Genomic DNA, 21,384 nt, shown 5'->3' with positions numbered 1-21,384 from the left:
GTTACTTGGTGTTCAACAGGATGAATTTTCTGAAAACGTTTATAGTGGCATTAGATAAAGCCATTTCAATGCCTCAAATTGTTTTCCACATAAATCGAAGGACCCTTCCATTTCAGAAGGGTCCTTCGATTTATGTGAACCATGACTATTGTAAATTTGCGGAAGTAACATTCTTCCAATGATTATTCGTTCCTATTTCAGCATGCTTTCCAACAAAGGCCATGCTTGCCTCCGAATCATTCATTAATTGATATCTCATCCAAGCTGTCAAATAACCTCTATGCTGCCCGCCATCCTGCTCTATCGCTGTATGTGCAGCGCCCTTAGCCATGGCCATCAAGACCGGAAGATCCGGACTGGTATTGTTCAAGGCCAATTTGTTGGAGTCTGCCGGGGAGATGATGAAATCTCGGGTTCCTCCTATAACAAAAAATGGAACCTTCAGCGCTGATGTATCATACACGTCCTCTGGATCACAATATTTCAGCTCAGGCAGAGCAATCGATACAACCGTTTTGATGAGATCCCCGTTCTCAAAATTCGTGTGAGCGTTAATCACACCCGTTGATCCCTGCGAATGCCCTGCCGCACCGACCTGATCTTTTTGAATCCTGTGATAGAACGGGCTGACCGTCGCTTCATTTTCACTGAGCATATATTGGATCGCAGCCATAATTTCTTTTCCTGTACCCGTGGTTTGACTGTATGTATCAATGACAATAAATCCCCAACTGGCCAGGTGTCTTAACAACTGATCATAATTGTCAGGTAATGCCCCGGTTCCGTTGCCCCAAGCGATGAGGGGATGCAAGACATCCGTTGATTGCGGAGAATAAATCCTGTACAGCTTCTCGCCTTGCTCGTCCTTGATCTCCAGCGTATCTACCTCGTACGTGCCGGGTAGAGCATATTTTTCTTCAACACTTCCGGCTTCAAAAGTAGCCGATACCGAATTTACCAGGAAGAAGGATAATACGCAAAATGCAGCGATAAAAATACCGATAACAACTGTTATCCATAGAAACCACTTGCTCCGAATTACTCTTTTCACTTGTGGCATACAATCTCCTCTCACATTAAAGCGGTATTCGTACGTAAAACATACCACAGGTATAACGCTTTTTGTTTAGAGATATTTTTGTTACATCAACCTTTTTGCATTTCATAATAAAACACCCACGAAAAACTGAACATGTCTTCATGAAAAGCCTTCGAAATGATGTTTCTTAGTCAATGGTCAATACTCCAAATGTATGACTTGCAAAATTAGGAAAACATGCTAATATAAATTCAAACACTGTTTAAAACATTGTTTAAATAACTTTATTGGAGGTTTTACATATGGAACCAGACAAGAAAAGTGAAACAAAAGAAAAGATTATGCAAGCCACACTGGAGTTCACCAAACAAAGTGGATTTGAAGGCATCACCATTCGAAAAATTGCCGAAGCCTCTGGCACAAATGTATCCCTGGTTAATTATTACTTCGGCTCCAAAGAAAATTTGATCAGTGAATCTATTAAAATGATTCTAAGTAGCTTTCAGCATACCTTTGTTATACTCGATGAATTATCCATTCCCGCCCGAGATCGATTAAAGCAATTCTTAATGGATTATTTACAAGTCATCCGTGAATATCCCGAATTGTTATCCAGAATTATTCTTATGGGTTCAGCAGATTTCTCATCTCAACAGGAATACGGTTCATTCTTAAATTTATTGGGGTTCCCCAAAGTTCAAAATACGTTAAAAGAGATAACCGGAGAGCAACAACCGGAACGACTGACCACAATGATGACGCAAGTTTTCGGGGCGCTTTTTCTCCCGGCACTTATGAGTCCTATTCTGGAAAAAGGAGCTTCTGTGAAGATTGCTCCGATAGAAGCACAAATTGACTTGCTCTTTGAAAGATACTTTCATTAAACAACATTGATGGAGGCGATTCAGTTGAACATGTTAAGAAAACATTGGCAAGACTTGGGATCGATCATTGCATTCCTTGTATGTATTTATCTCATCTTGGATTGGGGAACACTTCCGCGCATTAACAGCATTTTATGGTTAAGCTTTATTGCCATACTCCTGCATCAATTTGAAGAATATCGATGGCCGGGTTACTTTGCAGGTTTGTTTAATAAAGTTTTGTTCCAAAGTAAAACACCTGAGAGATATCCGTTAAATCAGCAGTCAGCGATGATTATTAATCTGATTATCGCCTATGTGTTTTATTTACCGCCTGTATTCTTCCCTTCCGTTGTATGGCTGGGTCTGGCACCTATATTAATGGGATTTTTCCAGATTATCTGGCATGGCATCTTCGCTAATATAAAAGCAAAAAGCATATATAATCCCGGATTATTTTCAGCGATATTTCTGCATTTGCCAATTGGAATCTGGTACATTAAAAGTGCCTATGAACAGAATATGTTAACACCAACAGACTGGCTTTGGAGCACGATTTACTTTGTCGTAGCTGTCTATGTTTTAATTGTTAAAGGCAATATGTGGCTAAGAAACAAAAACTCCGTTCATCCTTTTTCACAAAAACAATTAGGATCTTATACTAAAAATAAACCTTTGACTTCAATATAAAATAAACGCATCGCGTCTATGGATTCGATGCGTTTTACGTTTCTCTTTTGAAATGATTATATTTCAAACTTGAACTTTTCTGAAACTTCCTGAAGACGTGATGCCATGCGAGCAAGATAAAAAGCAGTAGAGCTGATTCCAAGACATTCATTTAAGTAACTTCCTGTACTTCTATCCCATTGAAAAGAAATGGAGCATTCATTAAATATTCTCTGATACACGCTTGTGCGTACGGCTGCTCATCAATTAATCGTGATGCTTCTCTAGGATCGGAAGAGTGGTGGCTGTAATTCTCAATTATGCACATGATAAAGAAACTTTCCAGAACCTCAACATAATCTGTTGGCAGTGTCCTTACACTTTCATAACCTCTGATGAACTCCAAACGTTGTGCGGGAAAAAGCCCTAATATTGTGTTTGCTATATCGTAAAGATAATATCCGTAGCCACATCGTCCAAAATCAATTGGATTAGGTTGTTCATCGTTGAATACGATGTTACCAATATGTAAATCTCCGTGGATGATTCCGTAATGCTGTGGATTCTGATCCAAGTCTGCAAGTTGGGATAATATTTTATGGGATGCTCTCTGATACGTCTTCCATGCCTGATCGGATAAAAACCTTGTATAATAACGTCTCAGTTTGGTCATATCCACTTTAAAACTCTCTTCTCCCCATATGGGACGAGAAAAATCAACAGATGGTACAAAACGGGTAATTGCTTCATGGAGTTTTGCGGCCATAGAGCCCATACGGTATGCACAACGTTCATTAACCTCATTTCCATCCATATGCTCTCCGTCCACCCAATTCATCATCGTGACATAAAAGTACATCCCCTCTTCTTCTGCCTCTATGAACAAAACATACGAGCCATCGCGACTCGCCACACCCTGAGGTACGTGGAGATCATCAGATGTGCCCAATGATTGAAGCAAAGTAAGTTCTGAACGGATAGCCTCTTTACTTAGCCGATTGGAATGAATGCGAAGCAAATAGCTTTTCGATGGAGCTGTATCGACTTTGTACGTGATGGTGTCTGACAACTGAATGAAATGTATACAATCCCATGCTAATTCATACTGATCTAATGCCCTTAGACAAACGCTTCTTGCCTGAACGAGCAAACATTCAAGTTCTTCATGTGTCCCATTTTGAAAAAAAGTCATCATTATCCTCCTCATCATCATCCGCAAGTGAATCCAGATGTACAACGAATTATACAGAACAGACCATTGGGGGCGTATATAACAAACGATTATAAAACATCTTCTACATAACGAAGGGCATTTCCAACACAAAAAAAGCCGCCATTTCAGGCGACTTTCCTCGTGAACAGAAAAAAAGATCTTAAGAGGTTGGTAAATCCGTTTGAGTCAACTGGGCTGAAACTTCCCATAGACGACGGGCTTGCTCAGGGTCGATGGCATAGTCCTTGACTCCAAAGAAGGCTCCGTCCGCAGGAGCTGGCTCACTGATGTCACAATCCTCGCAGTACACGCCACCTTTTCCCTCAAGTTGAGGAGAAGTCGCTGCCCATACTTGCGTTGCTGCCCCTTGCTCAGGTGTTTTAAAGTTTGGATTGGCAACTTGACCAGACTCATCAATCCAGCCCAATGCAATCATTTCTTCCTTCGGCATATGTCGTTGCAACGGCGTCAGAATTCCACCCGGATGTACAGAGAACGCACGCACTCCCTGATCTGCACCGCGTCTATCCAGTTCGACGCTAAACAGAATGGTTGCTGTTTTGGACTGCCCATAAGCAGGGAACTTTTCATAGCCATTTTCAAATTGCATATCGTCCCAGCGAATTGGTGAGAAATGATGCCCTGTTGAGGCAACGGATACAACCCGTGCTCCTCCATGGCTGACGAGTGCCGGCCATAATAAGTTCGTCAGGGTGAAGTGTCCAAGATGGTTCGTAGCAAATTGAGCTTCCCAACCCGGGCCTACGCGAGTCTCTGGACAAGCCATAATTCCCGCATTCAGGATCAACATGTCGATACTCCGGTGGCTTGCCAGAAAACGCTCGGCAAAAGCACGGACGCTAGTGAGATCTGCGAGGTCCAGTTCATCAATCTCTACATTAGCGAGCCCTGCAAGAGCCTCTTTGGCGATAGCTGGCCGACGTGCGGTCACAACAACCTTGGCTCCAGCACGAACGAGTGCACGTGTAGTTTCCAGTCCCAATCCGGAATATCCACCCGTGACGATGGCAAGTTTTCCGGATAAATCCGTGTTATTCAATACTTCCTCAGCTGTCGTCCGATGGTTGAATCCGGAACCGATTTTATGTTGTGAGGTTTTTGGCTTATTATCCTGGTTCATCAAAATAATCTCCTTCCAGATGTGTCTTCTTCAAGTTTACAGCTTAGAGTGCCCTCTAAGTCAAATATAACGAATTCACCTACATCAATGCTCCAAACCTTTGCTAATACAAAAAAGCCCGGTTCATCACCGAGCCTATAAACAAAAGTATAAGGTTGTATTTCTATTATATTTCTATATACTTCACCCATTGCTCATACAGTTCAGTCTCACTGCATTGAAAGATCCCTTTGAAATCTAGAGGATTGCGAATCAGTTTGTTTAATGCCTCTATCCCGTATCGCTCAACCACAAATTCCACCATCATATAAGAGAACTGAAAACCTTTCATCGTTTCAAAATCCCACGTATCGTTATTTAATTCATCAAAAGTTGGAATCGACTGGTTGCGAATGGTATCTTTCGTTGAACCTTTAATGAAATCTTGGGACATCTGTTTAGCTTCATATCCACCAATACCCTGTCTTATCCATTTGGGAGCTACAGGATTAATGTCGCTGATTAGCCACATGGCGAACAAGTGGACTGTGCCTTTCAGAATGGATTGATACGTATGCTCCGGTCCCGGATTCAATGGAGAAACAATCTTCAGAGTACGCCCTTCATATGTGCCCATAAACCAATTGGGGGCATCTGTTTCGCCGACGGCTTGATGGAATGTTGGTAGATCAGGATAAATTTCAATAACTACCTTTTGTGATGGATGATGTTTATATTTGGTCGACACTCGTTCAACACTATTGTTGAGTTCATCGAACAAATCTTGATGCACTTTCGTCGTACGATCATTCGTATCATGGTTTTCACCTTTATTTACAATGGAAATCAGTTCATGAATAGACATGATGGCAATATCCCCCCACTCTTTCAGTTCTTTTCTTAATTTCTCCAAAGCCCGGTAAAGTCTGTTCTTTACCGCGCTTTCCCGTCGTCCAACAATCTTGGATATTTCAGGTAAGGTGCAGTCAACGAAAAAGCGTAATGCAATAATCTCCTGATCAATCTCATCCAGCTTTACTAATGCAGAGCCAATATCAATTCGAATATCAACATGTTTCGTAAATTCAAGAGAGATCGATTGCGATTCATAATCTGTAAAATCATAAGGAGATTCTTTTTGTCGTGATAACCTGCGATATTCGTTCTTCACCGTGTTCTGAGCAATCTTAAAGATCCAGGTGAATAAATTTGAGCTTCCTTTAAAGCTGTGAATATTTTCGACTGCTTTCAAAAATACCTGTTGGGTCAAATCGTCTGCAACCAACGGGTTCAATTTCAGTGAGAAGTATTTGCTGATTCGTTGACGGTATTGCTCATACGTGTTCTCAAAGATGGTGATGCTTTCCTGTTCATCCGGATAAACAGGTTTTGTGTCATGAGCTCCTGACATGGTGGGGAACCTCCTCTTGATTTACATATAATTAGACACCGGAGGAAGCAAAAAAGCCACGCATGAGAAAAATAATTTTGACTCCCTCACCTCTTTGATATGAATTCTGCTAACTTTTGAAGTAGAAAATAAACAAAGGCAGCCGATCGTACTGATCGGCTACCTTTGTTCTTTAATGAAACATAAATTTTAATCCTTGCTTATTTCAGCTCGATGAAGCTTTTAATTGAGTCTGCATGAAGACCAGTTCCTCAGCTAATTTTTCTAGCCGACTTAAGGCTTCAGTATCTTTAATGTTATTCTCAGCATCAAAATGATCACTATTCAGATATACATAGCTTGGGGCGACATAGGAGCGGAAAAAGCCGGCAATCGGTTTTAATTGATTTTCCACTACCAAATAATGCTGATAGGTGCCCCCGGTTGCTATAAAACCCATCACTTTATTGTAAATGCTCTGCACGGGCAGAAGGTCGAATACATTCTTCAGTACGCCTGTCAGAGAGGATTGATATATTGGTGTGCCGATAACGTAAAAGTCAGCATCAATCAATTTTTGGACCACCAACTGGGTGTCTTCATTGTATTCCTCCAACTTGCGACCATCGCAAAATTCGATCCCTTTATAATCTCTTAAATCTATGAGTTCCACTTCAATTTCTGGATGATTATTTTTTACGAATTGGAGTACAGCATCCACACCCACTGGTGTCTTTGATCCAATCAGTGACCCGGATAATCCGATTAATTTCACAACATTAACCTCCTATGATTTCTTCTTCATCATCAAACTATTCCATGGTTTCCAACGCACATTCCTTCATCACATGAAGCATGCTGCCTAGGGTGATTTTTTCTAACTGCTGCATTAACTGTTGTTCACTTTCTATGAAAATGTTTGCGAGCTGAATATCTACCTCTGCAGTTAAATTCCCTTTTTTCATAATGGATGGTTTGGGAATCTGAAGCGGTTTGGAAGACACCAGGGTGTACACATCTTTCAAGGTTATCTCATACGGGTCTTTAGACAAAACATAACCACCGTCAATACCTTCTTTTGACTTAACGTATCCCACTTTTTTGATCGAGCTAAGGACTCGGCGTATCCTCGCCGGGTTCACCCGAATCCTTTCAGAGATCTGAGTACTGGTTAGTTTCTCATTTTCATGTGAACTAAGGAGAACCAGAATATAGATGACAACACTTAGCTCACTGTTCATAGCTGCCTACTCTCCCAAGATAATGACTTCCGTCTCCAATTCAATATTAAATTGATTACGTACTGTTTTTTTAATTAATTTGATTAATTCTAAATAATCCTCAGCAGTGGCGTCATCTGCATTAATGATAAAACCAGCATGCTTCTTGGAAATTTCCGCTCCCCCAATGCGAGTGCCTTGTAAATTACACTCTTGAATGAGTTTTCCGACATAATGTCCCTCTGGACGTTTGAATACACTTCCGCAAGAGGGAAATTCAAGCGGTTGTTTGGATTCCCGTTTAAACGTTAAATCCTGCATGATACTCGAAATGACATCCTTATTCCCTGGTTTAAGCTTAAATTCCACTTCAAGTATGATGTATTGATCCGTTCGAAAGATACTGTTTCGATAACCAAGCTGCATGTCATCTCGGACCATGTTTATCAGCTCTCCGTTTTTAGTAACCACTAGCGCTCGCTCAACGACCTCATCCATCTGACCACCGTAAGCTCCCGCATTCATATATAAGGCGCCACCTGTACTTCCGGGTATTCCACATGCAAACTCCAGACCTGTTAAGCTGTTATGCAAAGCAGTACGTGACACATCAATAATGTTGGAACCGCTCTGCGCGACAATCTTGTCACCATAGACTTTAATCTGATCAAATTCGCTCAGAGAGAGCGTTATTCCACGCACGCCCTGATCTTTGATAATGACATTTGATCCTTTTCCAATAATCGTTAGAGGTATTTGATGTGTTTTTGCAATGTTAACCACGTTAATAATTTCTTCTTTCGTTGTGGGATGGATAAGTATGTCTGCTTTACCACCCAGCTTTATATACGTGTGGTCTTTTAATGGCTCATTCCATTTCAATTTTTCCAAAGGTATGTGATTCTCAAAAATATTCATGACATTCTCTCCCTGAGTTGAAAAGACATGATTGCACGATCAGCAAATAGAAAGCTCCTTCATTGTATGTTTAATATGAGATATTGGTTGAAAATATTCCGTCATCCTGACAATTAATCACATTTTTTGACCTCACCACGGTAATTCGCCATTCGGAAACTGGCCCCGCATCCACATGAAACTTTTGCATTAGGATTATTCATGGTGAATCCCCCTAACATTCCACTTTCTTCGTAATCAATCTCAAGTCCTTCAATATATGGAACCGTATTGGTGTGAACCAATATACGAAATACACCTTTATCTAATAAGATATCCCCTTCTGCTTGCTGTTCATCTACGATAAGGCTATAGGATAAACCACTGCATCCCCCCTCATCGACCCCGACCCGAAGGAAAGAATTCTGGGTATCCGTACTTGCCAGGATTTCAACGATTTTTTCTGCTGCTGCTTCACTGACCTGAATCATTGTTATACCTCCTTGGAGCGTATTTTTTGGCTAGCCGGTTGTTTTTCAAACGCAGCCCATTAAAATCTTAATGATTTCTTCAGGACTCGTATATGCATTAAAATAACGACAACCTGTTGATTGCAGATGGATAGGAATATCCATAAGTTCCAGCGACCCGCTATACAATATCACTCGATATTTCTCGGGAAATTGTTCTATAAGCAGCTCAATATTGTCCACATTCATATCTACGATGATCACAGAATTATCCGGAAGTTGATCCATGTTGCCGATCACATCACGAGGAGCCTCCAGTGCATGTAACGACGGCTCGGTTTGAATCAACAAACTTAAACTTTTAACAATGTGATGCGTATCGGATAGGATTAACACATGGTTCATTCAGAAAACCTCCGGATAAAATGATGGCAATCGCAGGATATTCCTTTGCGTTAATTCATGTTTGTAGTAAACCATTCCATCAAGCAAGGTATGAAAGCAGCTAGAGCGGCCCCTTTGGGTGTAAGTTCATACATGATCTGTATGGGATGTGTTAGGGCTTTTCTCTTCACCAACTGATCATTCTGAAGATCTTTTAATCGTTTGGAGAGGATCGCTTCTGAGATGGAAGGCACATTTTCGTAAATTTCGCTGAATTTCTTAGGACCTTGCGAAAGAGTACATAGGATATGGATCGTCCATTTCGTTCCGATAATACGATAGGCTGTGAAAAGTTTCTCGGTATCCGAAGTCAACATCGCATGAACACACCTTCCTTGGCTTACCCCCGTTTATTTGTTTTTCAAGCCTAACGATTGCAGTCCCGTTCTTATTTGGTCTGTTATTGGTGCAATTCGAGTACTGGCAATCAAGCTCAAGACGATTAACACCAGATGAAAGCCCATCGTTACGATTAATCCTGATTGCAATGACATCCCGCCAGCTTGACACACCACCAGGATAGAACCACCGATCCCGATGACTACGCCCGGTGTAAATGAATCTGCAAATTGCAGATTTGCCGAGGTTTTGCCAACGCCTTCCTCTCCTGTTTGGGAAAACGCAACAACACCACTAATCGGATGTGCCAATCCAATGCCTATTCCAGCTATGATTTGGCCTATAACCGCTACGGTAACGGTCACAACAGGAACCCAAAATACGATGGTAATTCCGATGGCAAGCAGGAGTACACCAATAATAATTCGTGTATGACGTCCTCGACCCTGATCTGCCGAGTCCCAACGCCCTTGCAAATAAGCAATGACACACCAGCTCAGTGCAGCGCTTGCTACAATTAAACCAGCCTGAGAAGGTGTAATGCCTTTCACCTCAATTAAAGCCAATACCAAGAAATTTTGTGTACTGGTATAAGCAGCGAAGAACAGTCCACGCGTAGCGAGTATAGCGGGCATACCTCTTCGCAAAGCAAGGGTTCCCTCCGGCAGGAGTTTGCGCAGTGGGTATACCATCAGAACTCCCCCAATAAAGACGATAACAAATCCAATAATTGACGGAAGCTTTCCAAGTCCCACTAATAAAGTCCCCGTACCTATCGTTAATAGCAGTGCCATCCAAGTAGCGGCAGCTCCATTCTCCCCTTGTGCAGGCTGTGATTTTAATTTCGTAAATGCAGGTAAGCTAAGGAGTGCTGAAATCAACAAGATCGGTAGAATCCCCCAGAACACAAAGCGCCATGACCACTGATCTGCAATAAGGCCTGCAATGTATGGACCAAGCATGGACGGAAGAACGTAGGCTGTACCGAATGCTCCCAGTATTTTGGCACGTAATTCGTCCGGATAACTTAAGGAAATGGCCGTGTACACGCAAGTCATCATAGCTCCAGCACCCAAACCCTGCATGGCCCGTGACGCGATCATGGTATACATATCTCCTGCAGTTGCGGCTGCGACCAGCCCGACAATAAACAATAGAAGTGCGAGCGTAAATGGTACTGCGGGTCCCCTTCTATCAATAATCCGACCAACAACCAAGGTGCCTATAATCTGTGCAAGCAGATATGTACTGAATATCCAGCCAAACAGGTTAAGACCGTTCAGGTCTCCAGCAATGGAAGGAGCAATTGTCGTTACCGACAAACCTTCAAATCCAACAGCCATTACTGACAATATAATTCCTATGGATAATGCAAAATAACGCGGACTGAAAATACTTTGTGAATGGGACGACATGGTATGTGACCTCCAAGAGAATTTTATGTATACATCGTATCCGGATACTTAGTAAACATTTTACTTTACAAAGTTTAAATTACAGTTCGCCTTTGACTTTGTCAATGTATTTGTTTAAAATGTATGAAATAATGAAGATTCAGTTGCTTAAAAAGGAGGTTCACCATGAGCCGGGATCAAACGAAAAAGGATGCCTCAACCAGTACCCGAAAAGCAATCATTAACCTGCTTAAACAGCAAGGTGGAATGGATGTTGTGGCACTCTCCTCCCAATTTGCGTTATCTGGAATGGCTATCAGGCAGCATTTAAATGCACTGAAAGAAGAAGGATTGGTTACTTTCGAAGAAGAAGCTCGTCCCATGGGTCGACCAACCAAGCTATGGAGATTAACCCCCGCTGCTGATCGTTTTTTCCCTAGTGGATATTCGGAGTTATCCGTCAGTCTGATCAATTCCATGAAAGAAGCTTTCGGAAATGAAGGACTGGACAAGCTGCTCAGTGTTCGGAATAAAAATATGCAAGAACAATATCTTCAGTACATTGGTGATGCATCCGGCGTGAAGGAAAGGCTGGAGAAACTGGCTGAAATTCGAACAAATGAAGGCTATATGGCCGAGGTTAAGGATCAAGGCGATGGTAGCCTCTTATTTATAGAGAAGCATTGTCCCATCTGTGAAGCTGCGGCAGTATGTACCGGGTTATGTAAGAATGAATTGCATTTATTCAAAACGGTTCTTGGAGATCAAGTTCATATTGAACGTGGAGAGTATATTTTGGCTGGAGGAAGAAACTGCATATATACGGTTAGAGAATATCATTCGTAACCAAACAAACTTGCATAACTATATAAAAAGCCGCCAACAGGCGACTTTCTGAATGGTTACGTTTTGTTCCCGTTAAAGTCCAGAAAAGGATTGTATGAGAAATTAATTAATGGAATGAATAAAACGATGAAGATGTTCAGCTAACAACTTTGGCTGTTCCATCGCAGCGAAATGCCCCCCCTTTATCCGCTTCCTCCCAGTACGTAACATGATACACACGCTCTACCCAGCTTTGTGGAGGCATCGGCAACTCCTTGGGAAATACGGAAACCCCTGTTGGGACAGTGATACGCTGGCCTTCCGTGAAATGCAGTGGCATTTTGTCACCTTCAGTATAGATTCGCATGGAAGATGCAATGGTATTGGTAAACCAGTATATCGAGATATTCGTGAGGATATGATCAAGTGAAAAGGAACTCTCAATATCTCCTTTAAAGTCACTCCACCCCCGAAATTTCTCCACCATCCAGCTGGCAAGACCCGTCGGGGAATCACTCAGTGCAAAAGCCAAAGTTTCCGGCTTGGTTCTATGAAGGGCGCTATAAGCGCCTTCTCGTTCCGACCATTCCGCTATGGAGTCAAGGTATGTGCGCTCTTCTTTGCTCATCGAAGGTGTATTCTGAGTAAGTGGTGGCCTGTAGCTTCCAGGAATATAATTAAGATGAAGTCCTCTCACCCGCTCGGGGTAGATGAAGGCTAACCACGTTGAGACTCCTGCTCCAATATCCCCTCCCTGTACAAAATACCTTTCATAACCCAGACGATCCATCAGTTTCGCCCAAAGTGTAGCTACATATTTGGAACCTACCCCAGGCTGAGTGGGTTTACTCGAAAATGCGAATCCCGGCAAAGAAGGAATAATCACATCAAATGCGTCTTCAGCCTGTCCACCATATAATGATGGGGTTGTTAGATAAGGAATCAGTTCTAACATTTCTACGAATGATCCTGGCCAACCATGAGTCAGTAGCAGCGGCCGTGATGAAACGCCTTCACCTCGAACATGAACAAAATGTATATCGAAACCATCCACGTTCTCAATATATTGCGGGAAACGATTCAGTCTTGCTTCTTGCTCGCGCCAGTTATACTCCGAACTCCAGTAATCCACTAATCGCTTCAAAAAGGAATGATCTGTCCCCAAAGCCCATGGTTCTTCAGAGAATCGAGAGGGCCATCGAACCTGTTTCAATCTGTTAGATAAATCGTGTAATTGTTGCTCTGGAATAGCGATCTTGAACGGTTTCATTTCAATTATCCTCCTACGTTTTGAGTTAAATAAAAATACGTATCGCTGAGTATGTCAACAACAAACACATCAGCAATCGAATTGACCTGTCATGGACAGTTAGAAAGGTTTTGAACATGGAGCCAAACCCCGACCATACAAGTAACGACAACCATCCCAGAAGGATCGATAAACTCAAATAAATAACAAGACTCCCGCCAGAAGGTGAAGAAGGCAAAATGAAAGCACTCATCACCGTTAGAAAAAACAATATACTTTTGACATTGATAAGTTGGAGCATAACACCGGATAAAAATGACGATTGCACATCCCTCGAATCCTTTGCCGAGCTTTTATTCCCAATCATAAGCCACACCAGATAAAGCATATATGCTGCACCAGCCCATTTAAAATACGGCCCTACAACTGGCAACCAGTGATATAGGCTTGTTGTAAATACGCCGCTTATGATCCCCAATAAGCCAAACCCCGCTAAAATACCACCATTAAATCTCCATGATCCAATAAAGCCAAATTTCCGTGCCTCATTCATCATCAAGATGTTGCTTGGTCCAGGTGTTATGGAGGTCACGATAACATACGTTAGAAATGCTACAATATTCAAGCTGTACCCCCCAATGAAATCATTTACGATCTGAAGGACTTTATTGTATGATGAATTAAACCCTTAATAAAATCGAAATTATTAAAAGCATTATCATTTTTATCGATACATGTCTCAAGCTAAGGAGAACTTGGATGGAAATTAGACATCTTGTCACATTTCAGACGATTGTCGAGGTTGGAAGCTATACCGGTGCCGCATCCCAATTGGGCTACACACAATCTACGATCACGGCTCATATACAGTCCCTAGAAGAAGAGATTGGCGGGGAGCTTTTCACATACGAAAAAAGACAATTGAAGCTTACACATCTGGGGAGGGAATTAATACCGCTGGCAGAAGATTTGCTGGCAACTCATGATCAGATTAAAAGTATAAGAAGCGAACAGGAAGTTAAAGGTAAATTAAGGGTAGCTGCACCAGAGTCTTTAACAATTTCCAGATTAAGTCCGATCATCAAGGAGTATTCATCGAAATATCCTCAAGTTCAATTCATCCTTACCAACGGTACATGTGAGCAAAACCAGGTTGATTTGATAAGTGGGCGTGTAGATGTAGCTTTGATGGTGTACCCGGAGCTGCATCCGGAAAAATGCATTCATTACCAGCTAATCGAGGAAAAAATAGTACTGGTTTCCAGCAATGACGGCCCGGAACATTTTGATGCGTATAAACTTGAGAACAACCCCACCTTTTTTATCACCAACGAAGAAGGATGCAGTTATCGAACCATGTTTGAAAAACATCTTGTAAAACATGATATTCCTCCGTTTCAAACGATGGAGTTATGGAGTATTGAGGCCATCAAACAAACCGTTATGAGTGGACTCGGCTTTTCTTTTTTACCTTACATGACAGTTAAAGAAGACGTGGAACGAGGAAAACTTAAGATTGTGAGTCATTCCGAACAGTTTGACCCCCTTTACTCCCATATGCTGATTAAAAAGAAAAAATGGCTATCTCCAGCCGTTAAAGCTTTCAGTGAGCTTGTTATAAAATCAATCAGTGTATCAGAAAACGAATCGGATTTGATCCATTAAGCTTATAGATATATAGAAACAAAAAAAGAACCTTGGGCTTCCCTCAAGGTTCTTTACGTTCACTTGTATAGTGAAAAACAAGTTTAGAAGATGGTTGGCACCATTCCCCCATCCATACGGATTGGAGAACCTTTGAATGCCGATGCATACGGACTGCATACAAATGTGGCCAATCTGCCAATCTCAACAGGCTTGATAAATCGTTGGATTTCGGATTGAGGCAGGTTTTTGCGCATAAAATCCTTCTCTTTTTCTAAAAAAGTCATCGATTCATCAGGGTAGATGCTCTCAATGATTTCTTGCACATTTTCAGAGAGGGTTGGTCCTGGCATGATTGTATTGACGGTAACTTCTGTTCCTACCGTTAATTTCGATAAACTTTTGGACAACGATAATAACATGGATTTGGTCATGCAATACTGAGGCATTTGTCCTGAAGGCATAATGGCTTCTTCACTCGCAATAAAGATCATGCGGCCATAATCATTTTGCAACATTTTTGGCATATAAAATTTGGACAATGCATTTGCAGCGAGCACATTCGTACGGAAGTATTTCTCCCAAACCTCATCGCTGATATCCTCATATTGCATCATTTCATAAATCCCCATATTGTTCACTAGGATATCAATTTGGGGGTATTTTTCAAATAAGGCTTCTCTTTGACCAATGTCCACCAGATCAGCTGTAGCTTTTTGAGGTGAGGTAGCAGGAAAATCAGACTTCATTTCATGAACCATGCGCTCAACCTCTGCATCATTTCGTCCATTGATGAGCACATTAACCCCTTCTTTGGCAAGTTCAATGGCAATGGCTTTCCCTATCCCCTTCGTCGATCCTGTAACCAAAGCTGTTTTACCGTATAAACCCATATCCATATTACACTACTCCTTTTATTTTCTTGTAGCGGCAAGCTGATTCGTTATCATGTTAAAAACAGTCTTGTGCTCCGGATAGGATTTATATTACCTTGTCTACGTTGTCCAGTAACTAGCGTGTTGCGCCAAAGTTCTTGCATAACACGCCAAATGATACAAAGCATTTAGTTAATGAAGAGTTGATGATTCTGGCGGTCCTTCGGATAGCGAATTCGTTCCTAAATATACCGTACGCCAATTCGTTGGCGTATCCCCTTCCCATGAACGAAAGGCACGGTAGAACGAATTCTGGTCTTCATATCCAATCAAGAAAGCTACTTCTTTAATATCCAGTGTAGGGTCTGCCAAGTAGGCTCGTGCCTGCTCATGTCTGGCTTGCGTCAATAGATGCTTGAAACTTGTATTCTCTTCTGTAAGCCGGCGCTGCAAGGTCCGATCGCTCATACCCAATTCCTTGGCAACGACTTGAATGTCGGGGCGACCTCCTGTGAGACTGCGTTTCATAATCCATTTGACCATTTCTGTAATAGAACGACTGCCCTGCTGTTCATCCAGCGATCGGTCCAGGGCGGGAGTAAGGATCTCCAGTAACTCTTCGTTGTATGAAAGAAACGGACGGTCCAAATCTTTACGATGTAAGGTAAGCCGGTTACAAGTTGCACCAATCCGAATTGGGCAGCCAAAATAAGTCTCAAGGGTTCGAACATCGCCCATGGTGCGCGAAAATTCGACAAGCCGCGCAGTCAAAGGTTGACCTGTTCCCCGGCGCCCAAGTTCGAGGAGAAATGCCAGTGTGACTCCAACCAGCAATGACGGACCTGGTTGTTCGTTAGACCATTCCAGTTCAATTGAACAATCATCGCCCTCCTCAGTAATACGTAAGCTTTCAGGGGGACAAAGCTGTTTGTACCGAGCCATTCGGTGTAATGCATCACGGTAGTCACGCGCATGGTAGGTTGCTAAGACACTCGGCGGGTATTTCCCCGTTTCAAAGACGGTCGCAAGCTTGATGATTCCTTCGGCAGTGTCACCGACGAGATCGGAATATGCCTGCCAGATCGCAAAATATTGAGTGGTCGTAACAGCTGATTCAGTTATAATCGTGAGCGGCAGTTGTGCTTTGCGAGCTACATCGTGGGCCGCAATCCCTAATTGATGCAAGCCTGTCCAAAACCCTGCCGGGAATTTAATACGCTCAGAGGTGTGGGACTTCATAGATACTCTCCTTCTTGGAGTCATTGTTGATTAATGATTCATCCACTGTACAGGGACTCTGATTCTTTTGCAATGTCTCTAATATTTCCCGGTCTCTAGAATAAAACAAGAAACCAATGCGGGAACGTCCCGCATTGGTTTCTTGGAAATTAGGTTTAGCGTTATTTCGATTGTTCAAGAAGCCCAACAATAAGTGTAACTGCTTCAGCACGGGTAGCTGTCTGCATCGGAGCAAATCGATTGCCACCTACACCGCCCACCAGACCTGCTTCCACAGCAGAAGCTACATAGGATACTGCCCATGCTGGGACATCTTTTGCATCTTTGAAATCCAGTTTCGCATTGGAATCCGTTTGGATTCCGCCAGCGCGTGCAATCATAGTTACCATCTCCGCCCGGCTCAGCGTCTTGCTAGGGCCGAACGAGCCATTCTCGTAACCATTGACAATGCCAGCGGATGCAGCTGCTGTAATATAAGGCTTCGCCCATGAAGGAATCTTGTTATCATCCGTATAGTGAATACTCTCGCTTACGGCATTCAGATTCAAGGCACGGCCCAGCATCGTAATGAACTCGGCACGTGTGACTTTCTGATTTGGACGGAAGGTCTGATCGCCATAGCCATTGACGAATCCAGCCGCCAGGGCTTTATCAATTGCAGATTTTGCCCAGTGTCCGGCTGTATCTTTCAACGCTGGCGCAGTGCCTCCGTTTCCGTTATTGCCTGATCCAGTATCCGGTTTGTTGCCGGAATCAGTTCCGCTACCACTACCGCTGTTCGAACCGTTACCGGTAGTTGTATCGCCACCGCTTCCTGAGGAGCCATTACCGCTGCCAGATCCATTACCTGAACCTGAACCCGAGCCGGGATTCGATGTTCCCGGATTGGAAGTTCCTGGTCCTGGATTCGATGGTTCTGTCTTCTTCACGATACCGAACCGATCAACAATGAACGGGGCTGCTCCATTTTGATTTTGGTCAATTTCATACGTTATAGCTGTCAATTTGCTGCCGTCAATCGTAATGCCCACAAAATTTTGTACCTGACTGCGCATTGGACGACGGTTGTCATTCGGATCAGGGCCATATTTGGCTGCATGATTCTCCTCTGCCAGTTCAAAAAGATTGTAATAAGCATCACCGAGACTTGTGCTCGGATTTTTGTAATACACTTTTGGACCCGCTGTTGCCGGAATCAGATAGATCGTGCCATCCGGATTCACAGAGTACTCGATTTTCTGTCCGTTTTGCATCTCCGTGATCATTTCTGGCTGACGCGCTTTCCCCTTCTGATCAATCGGTTTTGTGCGCGCATAGATGTGATCATGTCCCTGGAGTACAAAATCAATGCCTAGCTCCGCCATAATCGGTGCAATCTTGGTACGTACCCCGTTTGCTCCCATGATGTCGGAATCCGTTGCGTGATTTGACGTCGTGTACGGTCCCTTGTGAATGTTGACGATTATCCACTGGGATCCATTCTTCTTGGCAGCCTGAACATCTTTCTTCAGCCACTCGACTTGCTCTAATGAGAAGTTGTCATACTCATCCGAATCCTCATTGGAGTTCAACACAACAAAATGCGCATTGCTGTAATCATAAGAATAGTAAGCTCCCGTCTCCGTAGCGGAATTTACCGGTGACTGGATGTTGAAATGATCGATAAACGCATAATTTTCGTCCTCGTGGTTCCCTGCGGATGGAACGATGGTTGTATTTAAGAGGCTTTCCTGCGAATGCCCAAGCAGCCAGTTCCACTGCTCCTCTTTCACACCATTATCCACGATATCCCCGTTATGAACGACAAATTGTGCATCCGGTACTGTAGCCAATGCTTTGGCCAATGTCTCAGAGGACAGAATTGCCTCATCCTCTTCCTTCGCTTGTGTATCCGCCAGATCAATGAAAGTGAATTTACCTTTCTCCGGTGCTGTACTGAAGGTACCTATCTCGCTCCATACTTGCTGGGAAGCATCCCCTACACGGAAATAATAGGTTGTATTAGCTTTCAGATCTGTCACTTCTGCTTTGTGCATCAGTTCTGTAGGAGCATTCGCAGGTTGTGCAGAGCGCCCTTGAACCGATTTGGCTTGCGTGAAATCAGGTGTTGCAGCTGTTTTCTCCACAACCTGAAGGTCGCTATTCGTTACTTGATCGGAAGTGTACCACGTGAACCCCTTGCTCTTGGTAGGATCTCCATGGAACGTTACCGTTACCTTGTTTACCTGTTCTGGAACAGGAACTGTATCCGATTCCTTGATAATCCCGAAAGTATCCACGACAAATGGTTCTGCATTCTTATTTTGGTCAATCTCATACGTTATGGCGGACAGCTTGTCTCCGTCAATAGTCAATGAAACGAAGTTCTGAACCTGCCCTCTGGCTGCGCTCGTGGTGTCGCCATATTGCCGAGCGTGGTTTTCCTCCGCACGCTCGAACAAATTAAAATATGCATCTCCTAATTCAGTTTTCTGGTTTTTGAAATATACTTTAGCCCCGGCGGTAGCAGGAATCATATAAATGGTTCCATCCGGTTTGACCGCGTATTCGATACTCTGTCCATTGAAGGTCTCCGTTATTTTGGACACATCTTCAGCAGTACCATCGCTCTTGATTGGTTTCGTCCGTGCATAGATATGGTCATGTCCCTGAAGGACTAGATCAATCCCCAGTTCGTTCATGAGTGGAGCGATTTTTTTTCGTTCACCGTTCGCACCAATAATGTCGCTATCCGTGGCGTGATTCGATGTCGTGTACGGACCTTTATGGATGTTCACGATAATCCACTTGGCTCCTGCGGCTTTTGCTTCCGCTACATCCTGCTTCATCCATGCGACTTGCTCATTCGAGAAGTTGGCGTAATCCGATGAATCCTCGTTGGAGTTCAATACGATAAAATGAGCTTTGCTATAATTATACGAATAATATGCGCCTGTTACCGTTGTAGCACCGTCTGGCTGCTTCACATTAAAATGCTCGTAGAACGCATAATTTTTATTCTCATGATTGCCAGCAGACGGTGCAATGGTCGTGTTCATAAGACTGGCTTGCGAATGACCAAGCAACCAATTCCATTCTTGCTCTGAAGTGCCATTCTCCACAACGTCTCCGTTATGGACGACAAATTCAGCATTCGGAACAGTCGCGAGTGCTTTGGACAGAGTAGATCCGGACAGGATCGCCTCATCCTCTTCCTTCGCTTGTGTATCCGTCAGGTCAATAAAGGTAAATGCTCCGTCAACCGGAGCCGTTTTAAACGTTCCAACCTCACTCCATATACCCAGATCCTGATCACCAACACGGAAAGAATAAGAAGTGTCAGGGGAAAGGCCTGTCGCTTCCGCCTTATGCACCATTTCTCCCGGGGAGTTGGAAGCGACGGTTGCACGCCCATTGAAAATTTGGGCCTGACTGAAGTCGGCAACGCCTCCTCCTTGTTTCGGCACCACTTGAACAGTGCTCTGTGCAGATGCAAGAGGAGTATACCAAGTGAAGCCTTTGCTACTTGTTGCATCTCCATAGAAGGTAACCGTTATTTTGCTGATATCCAGCGATGGCGCATTAGCCAAGGCTTTAAGCTCCATGTCAAAATACAGGTCCGAGCTGCTGTCGCTCTGTTGATGCACTTCGACCGCAATTTCGTTTGAGCCTTCATGCAAATTGGCTTTCATTGGCTCAGTTAGGTCGATATTCTCATACATTACCGGCAAGTCCTTATTTGAGGTTGCTTGGGTGGAGTACACAATCTCTCCATCCGGCATGCCAAAACGAATGACTTCCACACCATTCACATAGATCACTGCACCGTCATCAATACCGAATGTGCCGAGAATTTGCCCGTAACCGTCAATCTGATCCTTGTTAACGTTAATGTTTGTCCGGAAATAGGTTGTGCGGGGTTTATTTTTTTTGTCCAGACCGTAGCTGACTTCCGTTTTGAGTGATCCAAAATAGGAAGTGCTTACGCCATTACCGTTGTCTTTGTAACCAAGTGGAGCCTGTCCCGTTTTCCAAGATGAATCATCGTATGAAGCACGCCAATCCGATTGCAGATCCTGACCCTGATCGAAATAATGCCAAGTGGCATTACGCTCTAACAGCATCTCAGGCTCAGACAATGATGCGGCTTGGGCTGAATTAACTCCCCCAAATCCCGCAAGCCATCCGAATACCAAAGCAATCGATAACAGGATGGATAACACTTTTTTGTAGAGGTGACTGATCATAATTCTCTCCTTTGTATGTATGATTGGTTGGCTTATGTAAATCCAAACAGGCCTAGCATAACAAGAGAAGATCAGCATTCAGTTAGCGGGAAGTAAAACTTATGTAAACTCTTACATTTATTTGACTTATAATATGGACAATGTTTTTAGTTAACATAATAATTAATATGGTTTTCCTCCTATTTGGACGAAAATATACCGAAATAAAGAACTATTTTTAAAGGTTTGATGAATTGGCTTTTAGGAAGTAGACTAATGAGGATAGACT

20 protein-coding genes are annotated in these 21,384 nt (G+C 43.1%); 4 read left to right on the top strand and 16 right to left on the bottom strand.

The features are described from left to right. Window positions 1-145: 145 nt before the first annotated feature. Window positions 146-1,060, bottom strand: coding sequence for a poly(ethylene terephthalate) hydrolase family protein (locus tag BUA17_RS05255; RefSeq protein ID WP_072732823.1), 915 nt, complete (start codon window positions 1,058-1,060; stop codon window positions 146-148). Between the two features lie 281 nt (window positions 1,061-1,341). On the opposite strand from BUA17_RS05255, the gene BUA17_RS05250 reads away from it, so the two are divergent. Both BUA17_RS05250 and BUA17_RS05245 read left to right on the top strand, forming a co-directional pair. Continuing rightward, window positions 1,342-1,923: a TetR/AcrR family transcriptional regulator gene (locus BUA17_RS05250; RefSeq protein WP_072732822.1), complete on the top strand. Its 582-nt coding sequence runs from the start codon at window positions 1,342-1,344 to the stop codon at window positions 1,921-1,923. A gap of 24 nt (window positions 1,924-1,947) precedes the next feature. Further along, complete coding sequence (locus tag BUA17_RS05245; protein ID WP_090949904.1) at window positions 1,948-2,592, top strand: HXXEE domain-containing protein; 645 nt, start codon at window positions 1,948-1,950, stop codon at window positions 2,590-2,592. Window positions 2,593-2,743: 151 nt separating this feature from the next. Here the strand turns inward: BUA17_RS05245 and BUA17_RS05240 are convergent, their stop codons facing one another. The 10 genes from BUA17_RS05240 to BUA17_RS05195 form a co-directional block, all read right to left on the bottom strand. Continuing rightward, window positions 2,744-3,766, bottom strand: a complete 1,023-nt coding sequence (locus BUA17_RS05240) for a phosphotransferase enzyme family protein (RefSeq protein ID WP_072732821.1) — start codon at window positions 3,764-3,766, stop codon at window positions 2,744-2,746. A gap of 178 nt (window positions 3,767-3,944) precedes the next feature. Next, the gene (locus BUA17_RS05235; RefSeq protein WP_072732820.1) at window positions 3,945-4,925 is read right to left on the bottom strand and encodes an SDR family NAD(P)-dependent oxidoreductase; all 981 of its coding nucleotides are present in this window, start codon (window positions 4,923-4,925) and stop codon (window positions 3,945-3,947) included. A 166-nt stretch (window positions 4,926-5,091) separates the two neighbouring features. Continuing rightward, window positions 5,092-6,315: an RNA polymerase sigma factor gene (locus BUA17_RS05230; RefSeq protein ID WP_072732819.1), complete on the bottom strand. Its 1,224-nt coding sequence runs from the start codon at window positions 6,313-6,315 to the stop codon at window positions 5,092-5,094. 205 nt (window positions 6,316-6,520) lie between these two features. Continuing rightward, window positions 6,521-7,069 (bottom strand): NADPH-dependent FMN reductase, encoded by a 549-nt coding sequence (locus BUA17_RS05225; protein WP_063565051.1) that lies wholly within the window; start codon window positions 7,067-7,069, stop codon window positions 6,521-6,523. A 37-nt stretch (window positions 7,070-7,106) separates the two neighbouring features. Next, window positions 7,107-7,535 carry an Rrf2 family transcriptional regulator gene (locus BUA17_RS05220; protein WP_063565052.1) on the bottom strand — a complete coding sequence of 143 codons (429 nt, stop codon included), beginning with the start codon at window positions 7,533-7,535 and terminating at the stop codon, window positions 7,107-7,109. A gap of 6 nt (window positions 7,536-7,541) precedes the next feature. After that, window positions 7,542-8,432 carry a UDP-N-acetylmuramate dehydrogenase gene (gene murB / locus BUA17_RS05215; RefSeq protein WP_072732818.1) on the bottom strand — a complete coding sequence of 297 codons (891 nt, stop codon included), beginning with the start codon at window positions 8,430-8,432 and terminating at the stop codon, window positions 7,542-7,544. Between the two features lie 113 nt (window positions 8,433-8,545). Further along, window positions 8,546-8,902, bottom strand: a complete 357-nt coding sequence (locus BUA17_RS05210; RefSeq protein WP_063565054.1) for a HesB/IscA family protein — start codon at window positions 8,900-8,902, stop codon at window positions 8,546-8,548. Between the two features lie 45 nt (window positions 8,903-8,947). Then, the gene (locus BUA17_RS05205) at window positions 8,948-9,286 is read right to left on the bottom strand and encodes a hypothetical protein (RefSeq protein ID WP_072732817.1); all 339 of its coding nucleotides are present in this window, start codon (window positions 9,284-9,286) and stop codon (window positions 8,948-8,950) included. Between the two features lie 50 nt (window positions 9,287-9,336). Next, the gene (locus BUA17_RS05200) at window positions 9,337-9,642 is read right to left on the bottom strand and encodes a winged helix-turn-helix transcriptional regulator (RefSeq protein WP_072732816.1); all 306 of its coding nucleotides are present in this window, start codon (window positions 9,640-9,642) and stop codon (window positions 9,337-9,339) included. 33 nt (window positions 9,643-9,675) lie between these two features. Next, on the bottom strand, window positions 9,676-11,079 hold the full coding sequence (locus BUA17_RS05195) for an MFS transporter (RefSeq protein ID WP_072732815.1): 1,404 nt from the start codon (window positions 11,077-11,079) through the stop codon (window positions 9,676-9,678). Window positions 11,080-11,244: 165 nt separating this feature from the next. Between BUA17_RS05195 and BUA17_RS05190 the strand changes: the two genes are divergently transcribed. Next, window positions 11,245-11,904 (top strand): helix-turn-helix transcriptional regulator, encoded by a 660-nt coding sequence (locus tag BUA17_RS05190; protein WP_072732814.1) that lies wholly within the window; start codon window positions 11,245-11,247, stop codon window positions 11,902-11,904. A gap of 136 nt (window positions 11,905-12,040) precedes the next feature. On the opposite strand, the gene BUA17_RS05185 is transcribed toward BUA17_RS05190, so the two are convergent. Next, window positions 12,041-13,153, bottom strand: coding sequence for an epoxide hydrolase family protein (locus BUA17_RS05185; protein ID WP_211754036.1), 1,113 nt, complete (start codon window positions 13,151-13,153; stop codon window positions 12,041-12,043). A gap of 25 nt (window positions 13,154-13,178) precedes the next feature. Further along, the gene (locus BUA17_RS05180; protein ID WP_063565060.1) at window positions 13,179-13,757 is read right to left on the bottom strand and encodes a LysE family translocator; all 579 of its coding nucleotides are present in this window, start codon (window positions 13,755-13,757) and stop codon (window positions 13,179-13,181) included. Between the two features lie 134 nt (window positions 13,758-13,891). On the opposite strand from BUA17_RS05180, the gene BUA17_RS05175 reads away from it, so the two are divergent. Then, window positions 13,892-14,797 (top strand): LysR family transcriptional regulator, encoded by a 906-nt coding sequence (locus BUA17_RS05175; RefSeq protein WP_072732813.1) that lies wholly within the window; start codon window positions 13,892-13,894, stop codon window positions 14,795-14,797. A gap of 83 nt (window positions 14,798-14,880) precedes the next feature. On the opposite strand, the gene BUA17_RS05170 is transcribed toward BUA17_RS05175, so the two are convergent. The 3 genes from BUA17_RS05170 to BUA17_RS05160 form a co-directional block, all read right to left on the bottom strand. Continuing rightward, entirely contained in the window at window positions 14,881-15,675 is a 795-nt protein-coding gene (locus BUA17_RS05170) for an SDR family NAD(P)-dependent oxidoreductase (protein ID WP_063565062.1), read from the bottom strand. 168 nt (window positions 15,676-15,843) lie between these two features. After that, complete coding sequence (locus BUA17_RS05165; protein WP_072732812.1) at window positions 15,844-16,890, bottom strand: AraC family transcriptional regulator; 1,047 nt, start codon at window positions 16,888-16,890, stop codon at window positions 15,844-15,846. Between the two features lie 161 nt (window positions 16,891-17,051). Continuing rightward, window positions 17,052-21,116, bottom strand: a complete 4,065-nt coding sequence (locus BUA17_RS05160; protein ID WP_072732811.1) for an S-layer homology domain-containing protein — start codon at window positions 21,114-21,116, stop codon at window positions 17,052-17,054. Window positions 21,117-21,384 lie beyond the last annotated feature (268 nt).

This window comes from Paenibacillus sp. ov031 (assembly GCF_900143165.1).
In the GTDB taxonomy this organism is placed as follows: domain Bacteria; phylum Bacillota; class Bacilli; order Paenibacillales; family Paenibacillaceae; genus Paenibacillus; species Paenibacillus marchantiae.
Note: the sequence above shows the minus strand (reverse complement) of the source record. Positions and strands in the feature narration are given on the sequence as shown.

Bases quoted from the DNA above. Each gene is read 5' to 3' on its own strand.
- BUA17_RS05255 (WP_072732823.1), bottom strand. From the start codon at position 1,060: ATGCCACAAGTGAAAAGAGTAATTCGGAGCAAGTGGTTTCTATGGATA.
- BUA17_RS05250 (WP_072732822.1), top strand. From the start codon at position 1,342: ATGGAACCAGACAAGAAAAGTGAAACAAAAGAAAAGATTATGCAAGCC.
- BUA17_RS05240 (WP_072732821.1), bottom strand. From the start codon at position 3,766: ATGATGACTTTTTTTCAAAATGGGACACATGAAGAACTTGAATGTTTG.
- BUA17_RS05235 (WP_072732820.1), bottom strand. From the start codon at position 4,925: ATGAACCAGGATAATAAGCCAAAAACCTCACAACATAAAATCGGTTCC.
- BUA17_RS05230 (WP_072732819.1), bottom strand. From the start codon at position 6,315: ATGTCAGGAGCTCATGACACAAAACCTGTTTATCCGGATGAACAGGAA.
- BUA17_RS05220 (WP_063565052.1), bottom strand. From the start codon at position 7,535: ATGAACAGTGAGCTAAGTGTTGTCATCTATATTCTGGTTCTCCTTAGT.
- murB (WP_072732818.1), bottom strand. From the start codon at position 8,432: ATGAATATTTTTGAGAATCACATACCTTTGGAAAAATTGAAATGGAAT.
- BUA17_RS05210 (WP_063565054.1), bottom strand. From the start codon at position 8,902: ATGATTCAGGTCAGTGAAGCAGCAGCAGAAAAAATCGTTGAAATCCTG.
- BUA17_RS05205 (WP_072732817.1), bottom strand. From the start codon at position 9,286: ATGAACCATGTGTTAATCCTATCCGATACGCATCACATTGTTAAAAGT.
- BUA17_RS05200 (WP_072732816.1), bottom strand. From the start codon at position 9,642: ATGTTGACTTCGGATACCGAGAAACTTTTCACAGCCTATCGTATTATC.
- BUA17_RS05195 (WP_072732815.1), bottom strand. From the start codon at position 11,079: ATGTCGTCCCATTCACAAAGTATTTTCAGTCCGCGTTATTTTGCATTA.
- BUA17_RS05190 (WP_072732814.1), top strand. From the start codon at position 11,245: ATGAGCCGGGATCAAACGAAAAAGGATGCCTCAACCAGTACCCGAAAA.
- BUA17_RS05185 (WP_211754036.1), bottom strand. From the start codon at position 13,153: ATGAAACCGTTCAAGATCGCTATTCCAGAGCAACAATTACACGATTTA.
- BUA17_RS05175 (WP_072732813.1), top strand. From the start codon at position 13,892: ATGGAAATTAGACATCTTGTCACATTTCAGACGATTGTCGAGGTTGGA.
- BUA17_RS05170 (WP_063565062.1), bottom strand. From the start codon at position 15,675: ATGGATATGGGTTTATACGGTAAAACAGCTTTGGTTACAGGATCGACG.
- BUA17_RS05165 (WP_072732812.1), bottom strand. From the start codon at position 16,890: ATGAAGTCCCACACCTCTGAGCGTATTAAATTCCCGGCAGGGTTTTGG.
- BUA17_RS05160 (WP_072732811.1), bottom strand. From the start codon at position 21,116: ATGATCAGTCACCTCTACAAAAAAGTGTTATCCATCCTGTTATCGATT.